Origin of the sequence: Streptomyces sp. AF1A (genome assembly GCF_047340315.1) — a bacterium.
GTDB lineage: Bacteria > Actinomycetota > Actinomycetes > Streptomycetales > Streptomycetaceae > Streptomyces.
In genome coordinates, this window is record NZ_JBLEBI010000011.1 from 13,777 (window position 1) to 30,002 (window position 16,226).

The 16,226-nt window shown below is 71.8% G+C and carries 13 protein-coding genes; 5 read left to right on the plus strand and 8 right to left on the minus strand.

The annotated features are described in order from the left end of the window. Positions 1-6 precede the first annotated feature (6 nt). Positions 7-618, plus strand: coding sequence for a TetR/AcrR family transcriptional regulator (locus ACLU3S_RS05780; protein WP_413950637.1), 612 nt, complete (start codon positions 7-9; stop codon positions 616-618). Between the two features lie 179 nt (positions 619-797). Here ACLU3S_RS05780 and ACLU3S_RS05785 read toward each other — a convergent pair whose 3' ends face one another. Both ACLU3S_RS05785 and ACLU3S_RS05790 read right to left on the minus strand, forming a co-directional pair. Further along, positions 798-1,493 carry a type 1 glutamine amidotransferase domain-containing protein gene (locus tag ACLU3S_RS05785; protein ID WP_413950638.1) on the minus strand — a complete coding sequence of 232 codons (696 nt, stop codon included), beginning with the start codon at positions 1,491-1,493 and terminating at the stop codon, positions 798-800. 265 nt (positions 1,494-1,758) lie between these two features. Next, a complete protein-coding gene (locus tag ACLU3S_RS05790; RefSeq protein ID WP_413950639.1) occupies positions 1,759-2,130 on the minus strand; it encodes a YybH family protein in 372 nt (123 codons plus the stop codon). A 347-nt stretch (positions 2,131-2,477) separates the two neighbouring features. On the opposite strand from ACLU3S_RS05790, the gene ACLU3S_RS05795 reads away from it, so the two are divergent. Both ACLU3S_RS05795 and ACLU3S_RS05800 read left to right on the plus strand, forming a co-directional pair. Next, complete coding sequence (locus ACLU3S_RS05795) at positions 2,478-3,317, plus strand: oxidoreductase (RefSeq protein WP_413950640.1); 840 nt, start codon at positions 2,478-2,480, stop codon at positions 3,315-3,317. Positions 3,318-3,367: 50 nt separating this feature from the next. Further along, positions 3,368-4,021, plus strand: coding sequence for a DsbA family protein (locus ACLU3S_RS05800; RefSeq protein ID WP_413950641.1), 654 nt, complete (start codon positions 3,368-3,370; stop codon positions 4,019-4,021). A gap of 29 nt (positions 4,022-4,050) precedes the next feature. On the opposite strand, the gene ACLU3S_RS05805 is transcribed toward ACLU3S_RS05800, so the two are convergent. The 5 genes from ACLU3S_RS05805 to ACLU3S_RS05825 all read right to left on the minus strand — a co-directional run bounded on the left by ACLU3S_RS05805 (position 4,051) and on the right by ACLU3S_RS05825 (position 11,739). Further along, on the minus strand, positions 4,051-4,602 hold the full coding sequence (locus ACLU3S_RS05805) for a DinB family protein (protein WP_413950642.1): 552 nt from the start codon (positions 4,600-4,602) through the stop codon (positions 4,051-4,053). Positions 4,603-4,744: 142 nt separating this feature from the next. Beyond that, entirely contained in the window at positions 4,745-5,959 is a 1,215-nt protein-coding gene (locus tag ACLU3S_RS05810) for an SGNH/GDSL hydrolase family protein (protein WP_413950643.1), read from the minus strand. Next, the gene (locus ACLU3S_RS05815; protein ID WP_413950644.1) at positions 5,956-8,328 is read right to left on the minus strand and encodes a glycosyl hydrolase family 95 catalytic domain-containing protein; all 2,373 of its coding nucleotides are present in this window, start codon (positions 8,326-8,328) and stop codon (positions 5,956-5,958) included. Before ACLU3S_RS05815 ends, ACLU3S_RS05810 begins: the two co-directional genes overlap by 4 nt. A gap of 56 nt (positions 8,329-8,384) precedes the next feature. Continuing rightward, positions 8,385-10,220, minus strand: coding sequence for an alpha-galactosidase D (locus ACLU3S_RS05820; RefSeq protein WP_413950645.1), 1,836 nt, complete (start codon positions 10,218-10,220; stop codon positions 8,385-8,387). 322 nt (positions 10,221-10,542) lie between these two features. Beyond that, a complete protein-coding gene (locus ACLU3S_RS05825; RefSeq protein WP_413950646.1) occupies positions 10,543-11,739 on the minus strand; it encodes an ROK family transcriptional regulator in 1,197 nt (398 codons plus the stop codon). 177 nt (positions 11,740-11,916) lie between these two features. On the opposite strand from ACLU3S_RS05825, the gene ACLU3S_RS05830 reads away from it, so the two are divergent. Beyond that, positions 11,917-14,049: an alpha-galactosidase gene (locus ACLU3S_RS05830; RefSeq protein WP_413950647.1), complete on the plus strand. Its 2,133-nt coding sequence runs from the start codon at positions 11,917-11,919 to the stop codon at positions 14,047-14,049. 141 nt (positions 14,050-14,190) lie between these two features. Here ACLU3S_RS05830 and ACLU3S_RS05835 read toward each other — a convergent pair whose 3' ends face one another. Beyond that, entirely contained in the window at positions 14,191-14,763 is a 573-nt protein-coding gene (locus tag ACLU3S_RS05835) for a TetR family transcriptional regulator C-terminal domain-containing protein (RefSeq protein WP_413950648.1), read from the minus strand. 229 nt (positions 14,764-14,992) lie between these two features. Between ACLU3S_RS05835 and ACLU3S_RS05840 the strand changes: the two genes are divergently transcribed. Further along, positions 14,993-16,009 carry an alcohol dehydrogenase catalytic domain-containing protein gene (locus tag ACLU3S_RS05840; protein WP_413950649.1) on the plus strand — a complete coding sequence of 339 codons (1,017 nt, stop codon included), beginning with the start codon at positions 14,993-14,995 and terminating at the stop codon, positions 16,007-16,009. The last annotated feature ends 217 nt before the right edge of the window (positions 16,010-16,226 follow it).

The window sequence follows — 16,226 nt, forward strand, 5'->3', positions numbered from 1 at the left end:
AGTGTCATGGCTGTCAGGACCGTGCCGAAGTCGTCTGCGCGCGAGCGCCTGCTCGATGCCGCGAACGAGCTCTTCTACGAGGAAGGTGTGCAGACCGTCGGCATCGACCGTGTCATCGAGCACGCCGGAGTCGCCAAGGCCTCGCTCTACAACGTCTTCGGGAGCAAAGAGGGCCTGGTCTGCGCCTATCTGGAGTACCGCAACACACGGGCCCGGGAGCGGATCACCCGGACGCTGGCCCGCTGCCGGACACCGCGCGAGCGGCTGCTGGGCGTCTTCGACGCGCAGCACGAGGCGCTGTCCGCCCCCGGCTACCGCGGTTGCCCGTTCGTGCGGGCCACCGCAGAGGCTCCGGACGACAGTTCGATCAGCCGCGTCGCGGAGGAGCACCGGACCTGGCTGCGGGGCCTGCTCACCGACCTCGCCACCGAGTGCGGATACGCCGACCCGGGGATTCTGGCCCGGCAACTGCACTACCTCTACGACGGCGCCGCCCACTCGGCGCGCATGGACCACGACTTCTCGGCCGCCCTCACCGCCCGCGCCGCGGCGGCGGCCCTGCTCGATGCGGCACCCCTCGCCGACTCCGCCGCGGCCGGCGAGGCCGTGCCGTCCTGAGGGCGGCGGGCCCGGTTCCCGCACCCGGCCGACGGCGCGGCGGGCCGTCCTCGTCCCGAGTGGTCAGGTGCCATCCGCCTTTCGAGACTGGGCGGTGACCCGCCAAGGACGCCGGCGCGCTCCCGTGGAGAGCGGCGTGCGGCCGCACGGAGCGCGGCACACCGACGGCCCCTGTGCGCTCACTTGAGTATTTCGAGCAGCCGGTCGGCGAGGATCGCCGCCGAGTGGGGGTTCTGCCCGGTGATGAGGTTGCGGTCCTCCACCATGTACGGCTGCCAGATCGGGCCGCGGCTGAAGTCGACGCCGACCTTCTCCTTCAGCTCCGTCTCCAGCAGCCAGGGTGCCCTGGGGGCCAGTCCGACGGCCTCTTCCTCCTCGTCCGTGAAGCACGTGACGCGGTAGCCCTTGAACGGGGACTCGCCGTGGATCCTGGTGGCCAGGATCGAGGCCGGGGCGTGGCACACGATGGCGAGCGGCTTGCCCGAGGCCAACTGTGCGGTCAGCAGCCGGCCGACGTCGGCGTCGAACGCCAGGTCGGACATCGGACCATGACCACCGGGCAGGTACACCGCGTTGTAGTCCTCGAGCCGGACGTCCGACAGCTTGAGAGGCCGGCGCATCACCTCGGCGGAGCGAATGATCTCCTCCAGTTCGAGGGCTCCTTCCTCGCCACCCGCCATCGAGGGGCGAAGGCTCATCATGTCGACGCTCGGGATCGCACCACCGGGTGTCGCGACAACGACGTCGTGGCCCGCCTCCGTGATCTTCTTGTACGGCATCGCGAACTCTTCGGCCCAGTAGCCCGTCGCGTACCTGGTGCCGTCCTTGAGCACCCAGTACGCCGCCCCGCTCACTATGAAGAGGACTTTCGCCATGGCACCTGACCTCCTAGCCCCCTGAAGTGCCCGAACACACCGGAGGGATGGATGGGATCGGCTCGGACACATGCGCGAGCTTCTCCCCCATTGCACGTCCGGCACCACAGCCAGGCAAGTCGGCAAACACACGGCCGACACGCGACACGGCCCGGTGGCTCAACGCCGCTGTGTTTCACGGTGGTTGCGGCCGGCCGTGCGAGGCGGCCGGCGGTGAGGTGACCCGGCGTGCCGGTTCGTGCGCGTACCGGCGGCCCCGGTGGGGTCAGGGCAGCAGCGAGACCTGGTAGTGGGCGACGTACCAGCCGTCCGCGAGGCGTTTCACCAGCAGGCCGAGCTTGACGGCCAGCGACGGCCGGTCGGTGAAGGAGAACACGACGTCGTGGTACCCGAACACAAGGTCGTCGGCGAACCGCCGTGTCTCGAGGATCTCGTACTGAGCGGTCATGCCCAGCGGCTGGGATTCGTAGTACTCGGCGACGCCCCGGCGCCCCACGCTGTAGGGACGGAGGCCCTGGAACACGGCGTCCTCGGTGAAACCGGCGGCGACCCGCTCGGGTTGGTGTGCGTCGACGCCCGCCTTCCACCGGTCGAGGACGTCACGCAGGATCGCTTCGTCGTCCGCGGTACCGCTCATCGTGACTCTCCTCGTTGTGTGCGAGGTTCATGCCCGGATTCTCTCTCCTGCGGCACCGACGTGCGCCCTCACCGTTCTCACGGACCGGGCACCTGCGGCTCCGCGCGTCTTTGACACGGGTGGACCGAGCGACTACCGTACTAGACGACCGGTCGGCTAACGCCGGATGGTTCCACGGTTGCCTCCCGACCAGGTCGGGCGCACGGTGGAGCCGGGCGGACCGGGAACGAAGGCCGCAGTCGGGGCGTCCCGCCGCACGTGACCGTCGCCCGCGGCAGCGGTGCGCCGGACGTGCGGGGGCGACGCGCGACGCGTCACCACCAGCGCACGCTCCGCAGGAGACTCTCATGAGCAGGACGTTCCTCATCACCGGCGTCAGCGGCGGCCTGGGCCGGGCCTTCGCCCAGGAGGCACTGGCCGCCGGGCACCGCGTCGTGGGCACGGTCCGTGACCCCTCGCAGACCGGCGCCTTCGAGGCGCTGGCCCCCGGGCGTGCCGTGGCCAGACTGCTGGACGTGACCGACGACCACGGCGTCACGGCGGTGGTCGACGACGTCGAGCGGACCGTCGGCGCGATCGACGTGCTGATCAGCAACGCCGGATACGGCCTGGAGGGCACCGTCGAGGAGACCGGCATGGAGGACGCGCGCCGGCAGTTCGACGTCAACGTCTTCGGCAGCGTGGCCGTCATCAAGGCGGTTCTGCCCCACATGCGGCGGCGACGCGCCGGCCACATCTTCACCGTGTCCTCCATGGCGGGGCTGACGGCGCTGCCCGGCGTGGCCTTCTACGGCGCGAGCAAGTTCGCCATGGAGGGCATCGCCGGTTCGCTGGCACAGGAAGTCGCCGGATTCGGCATCCGCGTGACCTCGCTGGCACTCGGCTCGTTCCGCACGGACTGGGCGGGCCGCTCCATGGTCCGCGTCGCGCGCACCGTACCCGACTACGACGACGTGTTCGGTCCGATCCGTGCCGCCCGGCAGGCGAAGGACGGCAACCAGGCGGGCGACCCGGCGCGCGCCGCCCGGGCCGTGCTCCAGGTACTCGACAGCGACAAGCCGCCCGTCCATCTCGTGCTCGGCAGCGACGCCGTGCGCCTGGTGGAGCAGGGACAGCGGCAACTGGCCGACGATCTGGCCGCCTGGTCCGACCTGTCGGCCTCCACCGACTTCCGCGCCGACGACTGACCCTCCCCCGCCCCCGACGACAGACGCAGCAACGGCAAGAGGAGCCTCCCGTGCCCGCATCCGCCTCCCCCGAGACCCCCACCCCCGTGGACTTCTGGTTCGACCCCGTCTGCCCGTGGACGTGGCTGACGTCCCGCTGGATGCTCGACGTCGCCGACCGGCGCCCCGTGAAGGTGTCCTGGCACGTCATGAGCCTGTCCATCCTGAACGAGAACCGGCTGGACGAACTGCCCGAGCGCATCCGCCTGTTGATGGCGGACGCGTGGGCGCCGGTACGCGTCCTGACCGCCGCCCGCCTCACCCACGGCCCCGAGGTGCTCGAGCCCCTGTACACCGCCCTCGGCACCCGCTACCACCTCCAGCAGCAGCCGAAGGACCGGGCCACGCTGGAAGGTGCCCTGCAGGATGCCGGACTGCCCGTGGACCTCGCGGCGGCCGGCGACACCGATCGCTACGACGAGGAACTGCGCGCCTCCCACACCCGGGGAATCACCCTGGTCGGCGAGGACGTCGGCAGTCCGGTCATCGCCGTCCCGGGCACCGGCCCGGGCAGCGATCCCGTCGCCTTCTTCGGCCCCGTCGTGAACCCCGCCCCGAAGGGCGAGGACGCCGCCCGGCTCTGGGACGGCGTGATCACCGTGGCCTCCACGCCGAACTTCTACGAGATCAAGCGCACACGTACCGCAGGCCCCGACTTCAGCTGACACACGTGCGGCGGCGCGGCCGCCTCGCGTCACACCCCGACCGCGCCGTCGATGCGCTCGCGGATCAGGTCGGCGTGCCCGTTGTGACGCGCGTACTCCTCGATCATGTGGATGAGCACCCAGCGCAGGGACACCGTGCCCCGCCAGGCGTCGTGGCCCTCGAGGTCGAGATGCGGGGCACCGGCCACGAACGCCTGCGCGAAGGCGACTTCGGCGCGCCACGCCGCCCAGGACTCCTGGACCACCTCGGGGTCCGGGGCGGCGCCGTCGAAGTCGCCCTCGGGGACGTCCATGGAGGAGAAGCGCAGCTCGACGTCGTGCCCGGCGAGCACGGCCCGGAACCAGCGGCGCTCCACGTCGGCCAGGTGCCGGACAAGGCCGAGCAGCGACAGCGAGGAGGGAGGCACGGATCGCCGGGCCAGCTCCGGTCCCAGTCCGGAGCACTTCAGCTTCAGGGTGGCCCGCTGGGCGTCCAGCACGGCCACCAGCATGCTCCGCTCGTCACCGGTCGCGGGGCCGCCGAACCGGTCCTCGCTGCCGGCGGAGCTGAACAGTTCGATCCGTCGGCCGGGAATCCTCATGCCTTCATCATGGGCTCCGCCTGACCGTCCCCGTAAGCCGCAGTGGGCCGGGGGACTTGAGGACGTGGCACGCGCGCCCGGAGGGCGGCCCTGCCCCGCACACGGCAGACGCGGGTGCGGGGCCGCCGGGACACTTGGGGACTCACCCCGGTCCCCGGCCGCAGTCGAGGCTCTTCAGGTCCACCGCGTCGGCCATGGCCTGCATGCCCTTGTCGTTGGGATGGAGGTGGTCGCCTCCGTCGAAGAACGGCAGTATGCGTTCCTGGTCGTACGGACTGCGCAGGATGCGGTCGAAGTCGGTGACGGCGTCGAACTCCCCGCTGCTGCGGACGAACGCGTTGACGTCCTGCCGTACGGCCTCCGCCTGCGGGTCCCACTCCGACCAGCCCTTGAACGGCCCGACCGTGGCGCCCACGACGCACTTGCCGGCCGCGTGGGCGCGTTCGATGATCCGGCGGTATCCGGCGATCATGTCCTGGGCGGTCACACCGGTGTGCGCCTTGATGTCGTTGACGCCTTCGAAGAGGAACACCGTGCGCACCCCCGGGTGGGACAGCACGTCCCGGTCGAGCCGGTTGAGCGCGCTCTGTCCGGCGCCGTCGGCCAGCACCTTGTTGCCGGATATCCCCTCGTCGGCCACGCCCTTCACGGTGGTGGCGGTGGACTGCCGCAGGCGACGCGAGAGGTAGTCCGGCCACCGGCGGTTGAGGTCCGATGTGGACTGCCAGCCGTCGGTGATGGAGTCCCCGAGGGCCACCACCGCTCCCGTGGCCGCCGGGGCCCGCACCGAGACCGCGTCCAGGTAGAACCAGGAACCGGTGGTGCCGCCCCAGTTCGCCGCCGACTCCTCGGCGGTGTGGTCGCCCTCGGCTATGTACGACGTCTGCATCGCCATGCCGTGACCGGTGGCGGGGCCCGCCGCGTCCGGGCTGTGCACGCTGATCACCAGGTTGGTCTGTGCGGCCACCTTGCCCGGCAGCGGATCGCTCAGGACGGTGGCGCCGGCGGGGACGGTGACGGACCGCGCGCCGTCGAAGGTCAGCCGCCGGTTGCTGCCGTGCACCAGCGCGGCCCCGTCGGCCTGGACGCCCGCATAGACGCCGTCGAACGTCACGGGCCGGTCCCCGAAGGCGTTGGAGAGCCGGATCCGCAGGTCGTCGCCGCCCACGCTGGTGTGGACGACGAGCCGGTATCCCCGGTCCGCGACGCCGTCGCCCACCCGGTCGGCACTGGCGCCCCAGGTGATCACGTCATGCCGGGCCGGGGTGGACACGGCTCTGGCGGGGAGGGCCTGCACGGCCAGCGCGGCGGCCGCCGCGGCGACCAGAAGGGGCGCATGAGCGCGGCGGGCCCTCATCGGGTGACGTCCTTCAGCGTGACGGACGTGCCCGGCTCGAGCGTCACCGTGCGCGACACGTCGCCGAACACGACCGTGGTGGTGCGGCCGCCGACACTGCGCAGACGGATGTGCGTCGGCCTGCCGTGCCGCCAGTGGAGGTCCACGACGAAACCGCCGCGCACCGGTACGCCCTCGACGGACCCGGACGCGGCCCACGCGTCGGGCAGTGCCGGCAGCAGCTCGATGTGCCCGGGGCGGGAGTACAGCAGCATCTCGCTGATCGCCGCGGGGGTGCCGAAGTTGGCGTCGATCTGGAAGATGCCGCGGCCCTGCTCGACCTCGTAGATGTCGAACAGGTTGAAGGCGGTGCCGTTGCTGCCGTCGCTGGAGGGGCGGAGGTTGTTCTCGATGAGCCGGTAGGCCTTGTCCGGGTTCTTCAGGCGCGCCCAGCACAGCGCGCGCCATGCGTTCGCCCAGCCGAAGCTCTCCATGCCGCGCGCGGTGAGCAGGGCGGTGGCGCCCTCGACGATGTCCTTCGGGGTGGAGCCGTCGGGGCGGATCCGGTCGCCGGGGAACAGCCCGACGAGCGGGGAGAGATGGCGGTGGGTGGTCTCGCCGAGGTTGTCGGGCGACATCCACTCCTCCAGCCAGCCCGTCTTCGGGCTCACCCGCGGCAGATAGAGCTTCTCGCGCAGCGCCGCGATCGTCTTCGCATGGCCGGCGTCCCTGTCCAGTACGGCGGCCGCCTCGGCGTAGTTCCCGAAGAGTGCCCACACCAGTTCCTGGGCGTAGGTGATGCCCTTGGCGTCCAGCGGACCCTGTTCGGGCGACCAGTCGCTGTCGGCGATCAGCACCTCCCGGCCGCTGTCCGGCAAAGTGGTGGTGAGCAGCCGGGCCTCCCAGAACTCGCAGGCGCCCTTCAGCAGCGGGTAGATCTTCGCCAGGTACTCCCGCGACTGGGTGTACTCGTAGTGCTCGTACAGGCTGTTGCCCACCCAGGCGTTGCCCGCGGGATGCCACCACCAGCCGCCTCCGCCCCACGGGTTGGTGGAGATCGCGACGGTCCAGCCGGCGATCTTCCCGGTGGAGTTGCGGTAGCGGTTGCGCGGGTCGTCGAACAGCCGGTGGGTCAGGTCGGTCCAGGCGGGCAGCTGGGCCAGGCAGTAGTCGGCGAAGGCGTCGAAGCACTGGGACAGGGCCGCCCGGTCGGCCATCCAGTAGTTCATCTGGACGTTGATGTCGGTGTGGTAGTCGCCCATCCAGTCCGGGTCGTTGCCGTCCAGCCACAGGCCCTGCAGCCCGAGGGGGAGGCTGCCGCGCGAGCCGGAGATCATCAGGTAGCGGCCGTACTGGACGTAGGCGGCCTCGAGTTCGGGGTCGGGCGCGCCGTCGCGGGCCCGCGCCTGGAGGCGCTCCCAGGTGTCCAGGGAACGCTGGGCGCCGGTCGAGGTGCCGAGCGTCAGACGCAGCTGCTCGAACAGCGGTTGGTAGTCGGCGACATGGGTGCGCAGGAGGGCGCCCACCGGGTGCTGTCCGGCGGCGGCGGCCTTGTGCAGGGCCAGCCGCTCGGGGTCGAGTGAGGGGTCGCGGTAGTGGGTGCGGGCGTCGGGTGTGTAGTTGGTGCCGCCGCTGAGGACGACGGTGAGCTCGCTGCAGCCGGCGAACTCGATGTGCGGGCCGTCGACGCGGACCCTGCCGCCGGTGCCGTGGGCCTTGACCGCCGCCGCGTAGCGCAGGCCGTTGGCGAAGGACCCGGCGAAGGACTCGGCGCTGGAGGGCTTCTCGCCGTGCGTGCCCTCCAGGGTGATGGTGCCGGTGTAGCGGCCGCCGCCGCTCTGCGTGAAGTGCAGGACGATCGCGTCGTCGGGGCGGCTGGCGAAGAGCTGGCGCCGGTAGGTGACGCCGGAGCGGACGTAGGTGGTGGTGACCAGGCCCTGGGCGAGGTCGAGGGTGCGGCGGTAGTCGTTGACGGCGGACAGGTCGTGGTCGGGGATGTCGACCGTCAGCCGCGCGAGCAGGGTGAGGGACCCGAAGTCGGTACGGCCGTAGGGGAATTGGCCGTCGCTGTCGAGGGTGTCGTTGAGGCCGCCGGTCCACAGGGTGGCGTCGGTGACGAGCAGCAGCTCGCGGCCGGGGTCGTTGCTCGCGAGGGCCCCGAGGCGGCCGTTGCCGACGGGCAGGCCCTGTTCGATCATGGAGTGTTCGTCGCCGGGAGCCTGCCACCAGAGCTGGTCACGCGCATTGGTGGGCGGGGGTGCGGCCGTGGGCCGCTCGGGTGCGGCGGAGGCGGTGAACGCGGGCAGGGCGCCCAGCGCCGCGGTGAGACCGGCCGTCGCGGCGAGGGAGAGCACCGTGCGTCTGCTGGGATCGGTCGGACGGGGGTTCATGGCGGCTCCAGAAGACTGAGCCGGGGGCCCGGCCCGCGGGCCGGGCCCCCGGGATGTCAGGAGGACTTCGGTACGTCGATCCGGTCGATGTCCGGCGCGTAGCCGGAACCGCTGTCGAAGGTGATGGTGTTGGACCCGGCCTTCAGGGTCACCGGTACGTAGACGGTGTTGACGGTGCCCCAGTCCCCCGTGGAGGGGAACTTGTGGCTGACGGCGCCGCCGCCGTTGGCCGATATCAGGGCCGGGCGGGAGTCGCCGCTGATGTAGGCGACCTTGATCTGGTAGGTGCCGGCCCTGTCGACGCGGACGTCGTTGACGGTCAGCTTGCCGCCCAGGTAGAGGTTGCCGACCTTCTTGCCGCCGGAGCAGGCCGAGCAGTCGGCGAGGGAGGCGTTGCCGGCGAGCGTGTTGCCGCCCGCCTCGGCCTCGATACCGGACCAGGTGACGGGCCGGCCCTGCGGGGTGACGGTGAACAGGCGCGAGCCATGGGCGGGCAGAGCCTCGGTGATCTTGTTGGTGCGGGTGCCGAGGTTCTCGTGGTTCCACAGGTCGCGGACTCTCGCCTTGCCGGTGAAGCCGAGGGCGGTCCAGTCGGCGGTGACCGAGGCGGGCTTGTCGGCGAGGTTGAACAGGGCGACGGTGGAGGTGCCGTCGGGGTTCTTCGCGGCCCACACCTGCTGCGGGTCGGAGGGGGTGACCGGGGCGGCGGGCGGCGCGTCCGCCTGGTCGACGGCGATGACCTCCTTGTTGGTCAGCAGGGACGTCCCGTAGGAGTCCAGCTTGGTCAAGTCGTCGCCGGTGAACAGCGGGGACTTGGCGATGGCCCACAGGGTGGCGTAGGTCTGGCGCTCTGCCTTGGTCAGGCCGTCCATGGCGCCGTTGCCGACGTCGAGGGAGTCGAGGTCGTTCCAGCCGCCGGGACCGGCGTGGCTGGTCCAGGCCGGCGCGTCGTCGAAGCGGTCGTCGACGGAGTTCTCCCAGCTGACGAGGGTGTTGCAGTAGCACTCGACGTCGGTGTCGATGCGCCAGCCGTTCGCGTACTTCTTCCAGTCGGCGGCATGGCCGATGTCCAGGGACCAGGACAGTTCCAGGTGGATCGAGCGGCCGGTGGCCGCGATCGCCTTCTGCCAGGCGGCGACGTCGGCAACGTTGTCGTACTGGTCGCCGCTCTTGCCGGAGCCGGGGCCGACGCCGTCGAGCTTGAGGAAGTCGTAGCCCCAGTCGGCGAGCATCTGCGCCTGGGAGTCGACGTACTTCTGGGTGCACGGCTTGGAGAAGTCGAGCTTGTAGGAGCTGTCCCAGCCGTTGGTGGTGCGCAGGTCGTCGTAGACGATGTCGGCGGTGGTGCAGCCGTCGGCGTGCCAGATCGGCGACTTGCCGTCGTTGTACGCCTCCTTCTCCAGGCCGACGGGCAGATAGATGCCGGCCTTCAGGCCCTTGGCGTGGATGTCGTCGGCGACCGCCTTCATGCCCCGCGGAAAGCGCGTCGGGTCGGCCTTCTGCCGTGCGTACTGGTCGTACTCGGGCTTCCAGGCGTTGTCGCGCCACCAGCCGGCGTCGATGTTGACGTAGTCGTAGCCGTACTTCTTCAGCTTGGCGGCGAGGGCGTCGGTCTGCTGCAGGACGTGGGCCTCGGTGAGGTAGCTGTAGTCGCCGTCGGGGTTGAGGCCGGGGTAGTGCGAGGACTGCATGCTCCAACTGGACCAGCCCATGTACGGCTTGGCGGCCACCGCGGCGGTGTGCTGCGCCGAAGCCTGGGCCCCGGCCGGGACGGCGGTGCGGGGCCGGGCGTGGGCCGCGGAGGTCGTGGTGGCTCCGCCCGCGGCGAGGGCGAGGACCACCAGGGCTCTCAGGGCGCGTGCGGGCAGGGCGGAGAACGAGGGTGACCGCATGGGTCGGACCTCCCGGGAGTGGTTTCGGAAAGGAGCGGCGGGGGCTCGGCCCTGGCCCGACCCGGTGGTGGGGGTGCACGTGCGCGGGCGGCGGGGCGCGAGGTACGCAGGCGGGGTTCGGATCGCGGCTTGAGGGCGACGGCCCTTGTCGGTCGGAGTCGGTGAGTGGCGGCTGTTGGGGGGCGGCCGGTGTGAAGGTGGGTGGGGCGAGGCGCGCCGCCCGTCTCGTCGGGGTACGGACGGCCGCTCGCTCGTGGCATGTCGCTGCCGGGACCTTCGGATTACGGGACCACGCACGGTCCGAGAGGGCGGCTCGACTATGTCATCGTTGCTCCTTGCCAGGTCGGTTCGGGTCCGTGGTGATGAAGGACTGGATGGCGGTGGCTGCGGCTCCGCGGGCCCATTCCTCGAAGGGCAGCGGACGGGTGTGGACCTCGCACCGGGCCGCGGAGCCGAAGGCCGCGGCACCGAAGGCGTCGCGGATCTGCTCGGCGAACAGGTCGTACGCGGCCAGGCCCTCGCCGGAGATGATCACGCGCTCCGGGCCGAGCAGGTTCGCCACCGTGGCGATGCCCCGGCCGATCGCCTCTCCCGCCCTGGCATAGACCGCGCGGGCCCCCGCGTCGCCCCGGTGGGCCAGGGCGACGGCCTCGGCGGTGTCGGCCACCGCGCGTCCGGTCGCCTCGCGGACCTGGGCGAGGATCGCCGCCTCCCCCGCGATCGCCTCCACACAGCCTCGGTTGCCGCAGTGGCAGGGAGGTCCGGCCGGGTCCACGGTGACATGCCCGATCTCACCGGCGACGCCGTGTGCGCCCGCGACGACCCGGCCGTGCACCACGAGGCCGCAGCCGATGCCGGCGCCGACCGTGACCACGGCGAAGTCGGTCAGTCCCACGCCGTCGCCGAACCACTGCTCGGCGACGGTCAGGGCGCGCACGTCGTTGTCCACCGTCGTCGGCAACCCGCAGGTGACCGTGGCGAGTTCGGCCAGCGGGACGTCCCGCCACTCCAGAAAGGGCGAGTAGCGGACGGTGCCCTCGGAGCGGTCCACGTCACCGGAGACGGCGATGCCGAGGCCGTGGACCGGCACGCCGAAACCGTCGGCCTCGGTGAGCAGCTCCCGCACCAGCTCGGCGGCCACGGCCAGGACCGCCCCCGGTTCCCGCCCGTGCAGCGCGACGCGCCGGGCCACGCGAATGCGGCAGCACAGGTCGGCGAGCACCCCGATGATCACGTCGCCGGTCACCTTGAGACCGATGAACAGGGCCCGACCGCCGTCCACACGGACCAGGTGGGCCGGCCGCCCGAGCACGGGGCGCGCCTCCTCGTTCGCGTCCTCCACCAGGTACCCGGCCTCGATCAGGGGCCGGACGGCCTTGGTCACGGCGGCCGGGGACAGCCCGGCTCGCCGCGCCACCTCGAGCCTCGTCAGGGGCCCGTGGCACAGGACCGTGGTGAAGATCTGGGAGGCGGCCGGGGTGTGGGCGGGGAACGTCTCGACGCGGGAGGTCGACTGCATGGCCGGGAACCTATGACCCATCATTTCCGCTGTCAATGAAAGAAGCAGAGACTTTTGCAAGTCGTCCTGCCCAGCCCGAAAGCCTTCAAATACCCGTTCCAGACGGGGGATTGACACATGATCCAAGGTCGGTCTTGGCTTTGGATACGACCGCCGCTCCCCTGATCGCGAGGCCCCATGCCGCTCATCTCCCGTTCTCCGGACACCGGCGTCTGGCTGCTGGCCACCCCGCACTCCTCGTACGCGCTGCGGATCGACGACAGCGGAGCGCCCCGCCACATCGCCTGGGGGCCGCGGCTGACCGCGGCGGAGGCGGACGCGCTCGTCGTGCCGGACGGGGAGCCGCACAGCAGCTTCGAGGGGCGTCCGGGCGTGGGCGAGGAACTGCCGGTGGACGACGGCACCCGGTACGGACCGCCGTCGCTGCAGGTGCGCCACGCCGACGGAGCCCGCGGCTTCGCCTGGCAGCCCACCGGCCACCGCGTCCTGACGGAGGTGCCCGGCCGCGCGGAGCTGGTGCTGGAGTTCCGCGACCGGCTCCACCCGCTGCACGTGGCGCTGCACTACCGGGTCCGCGAGGACACCGACGTGATCGAGCGCTGGACGGTGCTGCACAACGCCGGCCCCGGGCCACTGGAGCTGCCGCGCTGCGACTCCGCCGCGTGGACGCTGCCGCTCCTGGCCGGCTACCGGCTCAGCCATGTCACGGGACAGTGGTCGGCGGAGAGTCAACTGCGCCGCGACCTGCTGCCGTTCGGGGAGACCGTGCTGACCAGCCGCCGGGGCGTCACCAGCCACCACGCCAACCCCTGGGTCATGCTCGACGACGGCACGGCCGGCGAGGAGCACGGCCGCGTGTGGAGCACCGCCCTTGCCTGGAGCGGGAGTTGGCGCCTGACCGTCCAGCGCAGCCCCGACGGCCGCGCCGGCTGGACGGGCGGTGTCGGCCATGACGGCACGTGCGTGCCGCTCGCCGCGGGAGAGCGCTTCACCACCCCCGTCCTCGCCGGTCTGTTCAGCGACGGCGGCTTCGGCACGGCGAGCCGGGTCTGGCACGCGTACATCCGCGACCATGTCCTGCCCCACGCGGCGGAACCGGCCCCGGTGCTGTACAACTCCTGGGAGGCCACCGGCTTCGACGTCGACGAGTCCGGGCAGAAGGCCCTGGCCGAGCGCGCGGCACGACTGGGCGTCGAGCTGTACGTCGTGGACGACGGCTGGTTCGGCGCCCGCCGCAGCGACCGGGCGGGGCTGGGCGACTGGACCCCGGCGCCCGACCGCTTCCCCGACGGGCTGGGACCGCTGTCACGCGCGGTGCACCGACTCGGCATGCGCTTCGGCGTCTGGGTGGAGCCCGAGATGGTCAGTCCCGACAGCGACCTCTACCGCGAGCATCCGGACTGGGTGCTGCACGTGCCCGGCCGCGACCGCACCGAGATGCGCCACCAGCTCGTGCTCAACTTCGCCCGCCCGGACGTCGCCGACTGGGCCCATGACTGGCTGACCCGGCTCGTCGCCGACCACGGCATCGACTTCCTCAAGTGGGACATGAACCGGGCCTTCGGCGAGGCCGGCTGGCCCGGGCAGGACCACGGCGACGACCTGCTGTGGACGCGGTACGTGACCAACCTCTACGACGTCCTCGACCGGCTCCGCGCCGACCATCCCCGGCTGCGCATCGAGACCTGCGCCGGCGGTGGCGGACGCGTGGACCTGGGCGTCCTCGCGCGCACCGACCAGGCGTGGGTGTCCGACAACACCGACGCGGTCGACCGCCTGATGATCCAGCACGGCTTCGGCCAGATCTACCCGGCGCGGGTCATGTCCGCCTGGGTCACCGACGTGCCCAACCAGCTCACCGGCCAGTCGGTTCCGCTGCGCTTCCGCTTCCATGTCGCCATGGCCGGACTCCTCGGTGTCGGAGGGGACCTGACCCGCTGGTCCCCTGAGGAACTCGCCGAGGGCGCCGACCTGGTGGCGGCGTACAAGAAGGTGCGCCACCTCGTCCAGCAGGGCCGCCAGTACCGGCTGGGCGAGCCGCTCGGCGACCGGACCCAGGCCGTGCAGTATCTCTCCGAGGACGCGGACGAGCTGCTGCTTCTCGCCTACCGCCGCAGCCCGCGCCACGGCACCCCCCAGCCGCCCGTCCGCCTGCGCGACCTGCCGACGGGCGCCCGCTACCGCGACACCGGGACCGGCACGGTCCACCACGCCACGGTGCTCACGGAGTACGGGCTGCACCTGGGCCTGCCGACCGGGGACTGGGCGAGCACAGCCCTGCACCTGGTCCGGGTGCCGGACGGGGCGTGACGGGCCGGGGGATCTCACTACCCCGTCGCGGCGCGGGCCGCCGCGACGGGCGGCCGGCGATGCCTGCCGCACCCCGGCGTCGATGCGGCGCCAGGACGTCGCCGTCGGCGGCACAACGGCTTGAAGCCGAAGGGGCAGGATTCAGCCGAAAAGCACGTCGAAGACCGTCCGGAAGAAGGCGTCCACAGGTGCCGCCGACTTGCCGGCCCGGGCAGTGATCAGCGCCCCTTCCCATGCGCTGAGCAGGAACAGCGCGGTGGCTTCGGCGTCCAGATCACCGTTCAGTTCGCCCGCTTCCTGCGCCTCGGTGAGCACCTGCTGGATCAGGGCGGCCCATCGGTCGAACGCGCAGTGGAGAGCGGCCCGGATCTCGTCGTTGTGGTCGGCGATCTCCGCGCCGAAATTCCCCACCAGGCAGCCACGGACGAAGCCGTTCTCCACCGTGTCCCTGCTCAGGAACTCGAAGTGCGCCCGGAGCCGTTCCAGCGGGGAGGCGCCCGGTTCGTCCAACAGGTCGAAGCGAAGGGTGGCGGCGTACCGGCCCAACGCTTCCAGGGCGCTCTCCTCCTTGCTGGAGAAGTGGTTGTAGAACGAGCCCTTGGGGACCCCCGCGGCCCGGGTGATGTCACTGATGCCGGTGGCGTTGAAGCCGTGGGCGTGGAACTGGCGGAAGGCCGCCTCGGCGATCTCCTCCCGCTTGGACGGTCGCCCCATCGTCCCCACCTTCCGTGCGCGCCCGGGCCGGGACGCCGGGTATCGAGCCGTTTCCCCTCAAGATGACCGGCCATATTGTACGCGGCGCGGCTCCGGAGCGGACATCCCGCCCAGCCCGGTCGGACATCCCCGAGGGTCGGTTACTCTTCTAAGTCGACCGGTCATTTTCTCGACCGGCGCCACCCAGCCCTGCCCTGCCGCAAGGGCGCCACCACACCCAGGAGCACTCATGCCCACATACCGCGCCTTCGAGGCGACGGGCGTCCACAACCTCCAGCTGGTCGAACGCGAGCTGTCCGACCCCGCCCCGGGCCAGGTGCGGCTGCGGGTGGCTGCCTGCGGCGTCTGCCACACCGACGTCCTGGCCGTGGAGGGTCTGCGCGGCGACCCGTCGCGGCCCCTCGTTCCGGGACACGAGATCGTCGGTGTGATCGATGCCGTCGGGGCCGGCGTCACCGCCTGGCAGCCCGGCGACCGAGTCGGCGTCGGCTTCCTCAACGGCCAGTGCGGGGAGTGCGAGCCGTGCCGCCGCGGTGACTTCGTGAACTGCCGCAATCAGGAACAGACGGGGACCACCATCGACGGGGGGTACGCGGAGGTGGCGTACGCCCGGGCCAGCGGGCTGGTGCGCATCCCCGACGGCCTTTCCGCGATCGACGCGGCCCCCCTGCTGTGCGCGGGCCTGACCACCTTCGTCGCCCTTCAGCAGGGGCCGACCAGGGCCGGCGCCCTCGTCGCCGTCCAGGGCATCGGCGGCCTGGGGCACCTGGCCCTGCAGTACGCGCGCCGCCTCGGCTACCGGGTGGCCGCCGTGGCGCGGGGGACGCAGAAGGAGGCGTACGCGCGGCAGTTGGGCGCACACGAGTACATCGACAGCAGCAGCACGGACCCGGGCGCCGCGCTCAGCGCCCTGGGCGGCGCCTCCGTCATCGTCGCCACGGCGTCCAGCGGCGCCTCCATGGACCCGCTGGTCCGCGGCCTGGCGCCGAACGGGAAGCTGGTCGTGGTGGGTGCGGCACCGGACCCGCTGACCGTCTCCACGCCCGACCTGATCTTCGGCACGCACTCCATCGTCGGCAGCCTGACCGGATCGTCCGTCGAGAACGAGGACAACCTCGCGTTCAGCCTGGCCCACGACATCCGGCCGAGCGTCGAGGTCATGCCGTTCACCCAGGCCCTGGCGGCCTACGAGCGCATGCTGTCCGGCGAGGCCCGCTTCCGCGTCGTCCTCGACATGGCCGCCTGAGTCACCGTGCGACCGGGCGGACCGGCGCCCCGCCCGGCACCGCACCGCCGGACGGAAGGCGCCTCGCCCCGCGCAGACGCCTCCCGCACGTCCGCGGAGCCCGGCTTCCGGGGCAGGCATCGAGGGCAAGCGGCCCCGGCACACCTGCCGGACAGCCGCCGCCCCGGGCGGGGCCGGCATCGGCGCCCCACGGAGCTTCCCGATCACAAGTCCGAGG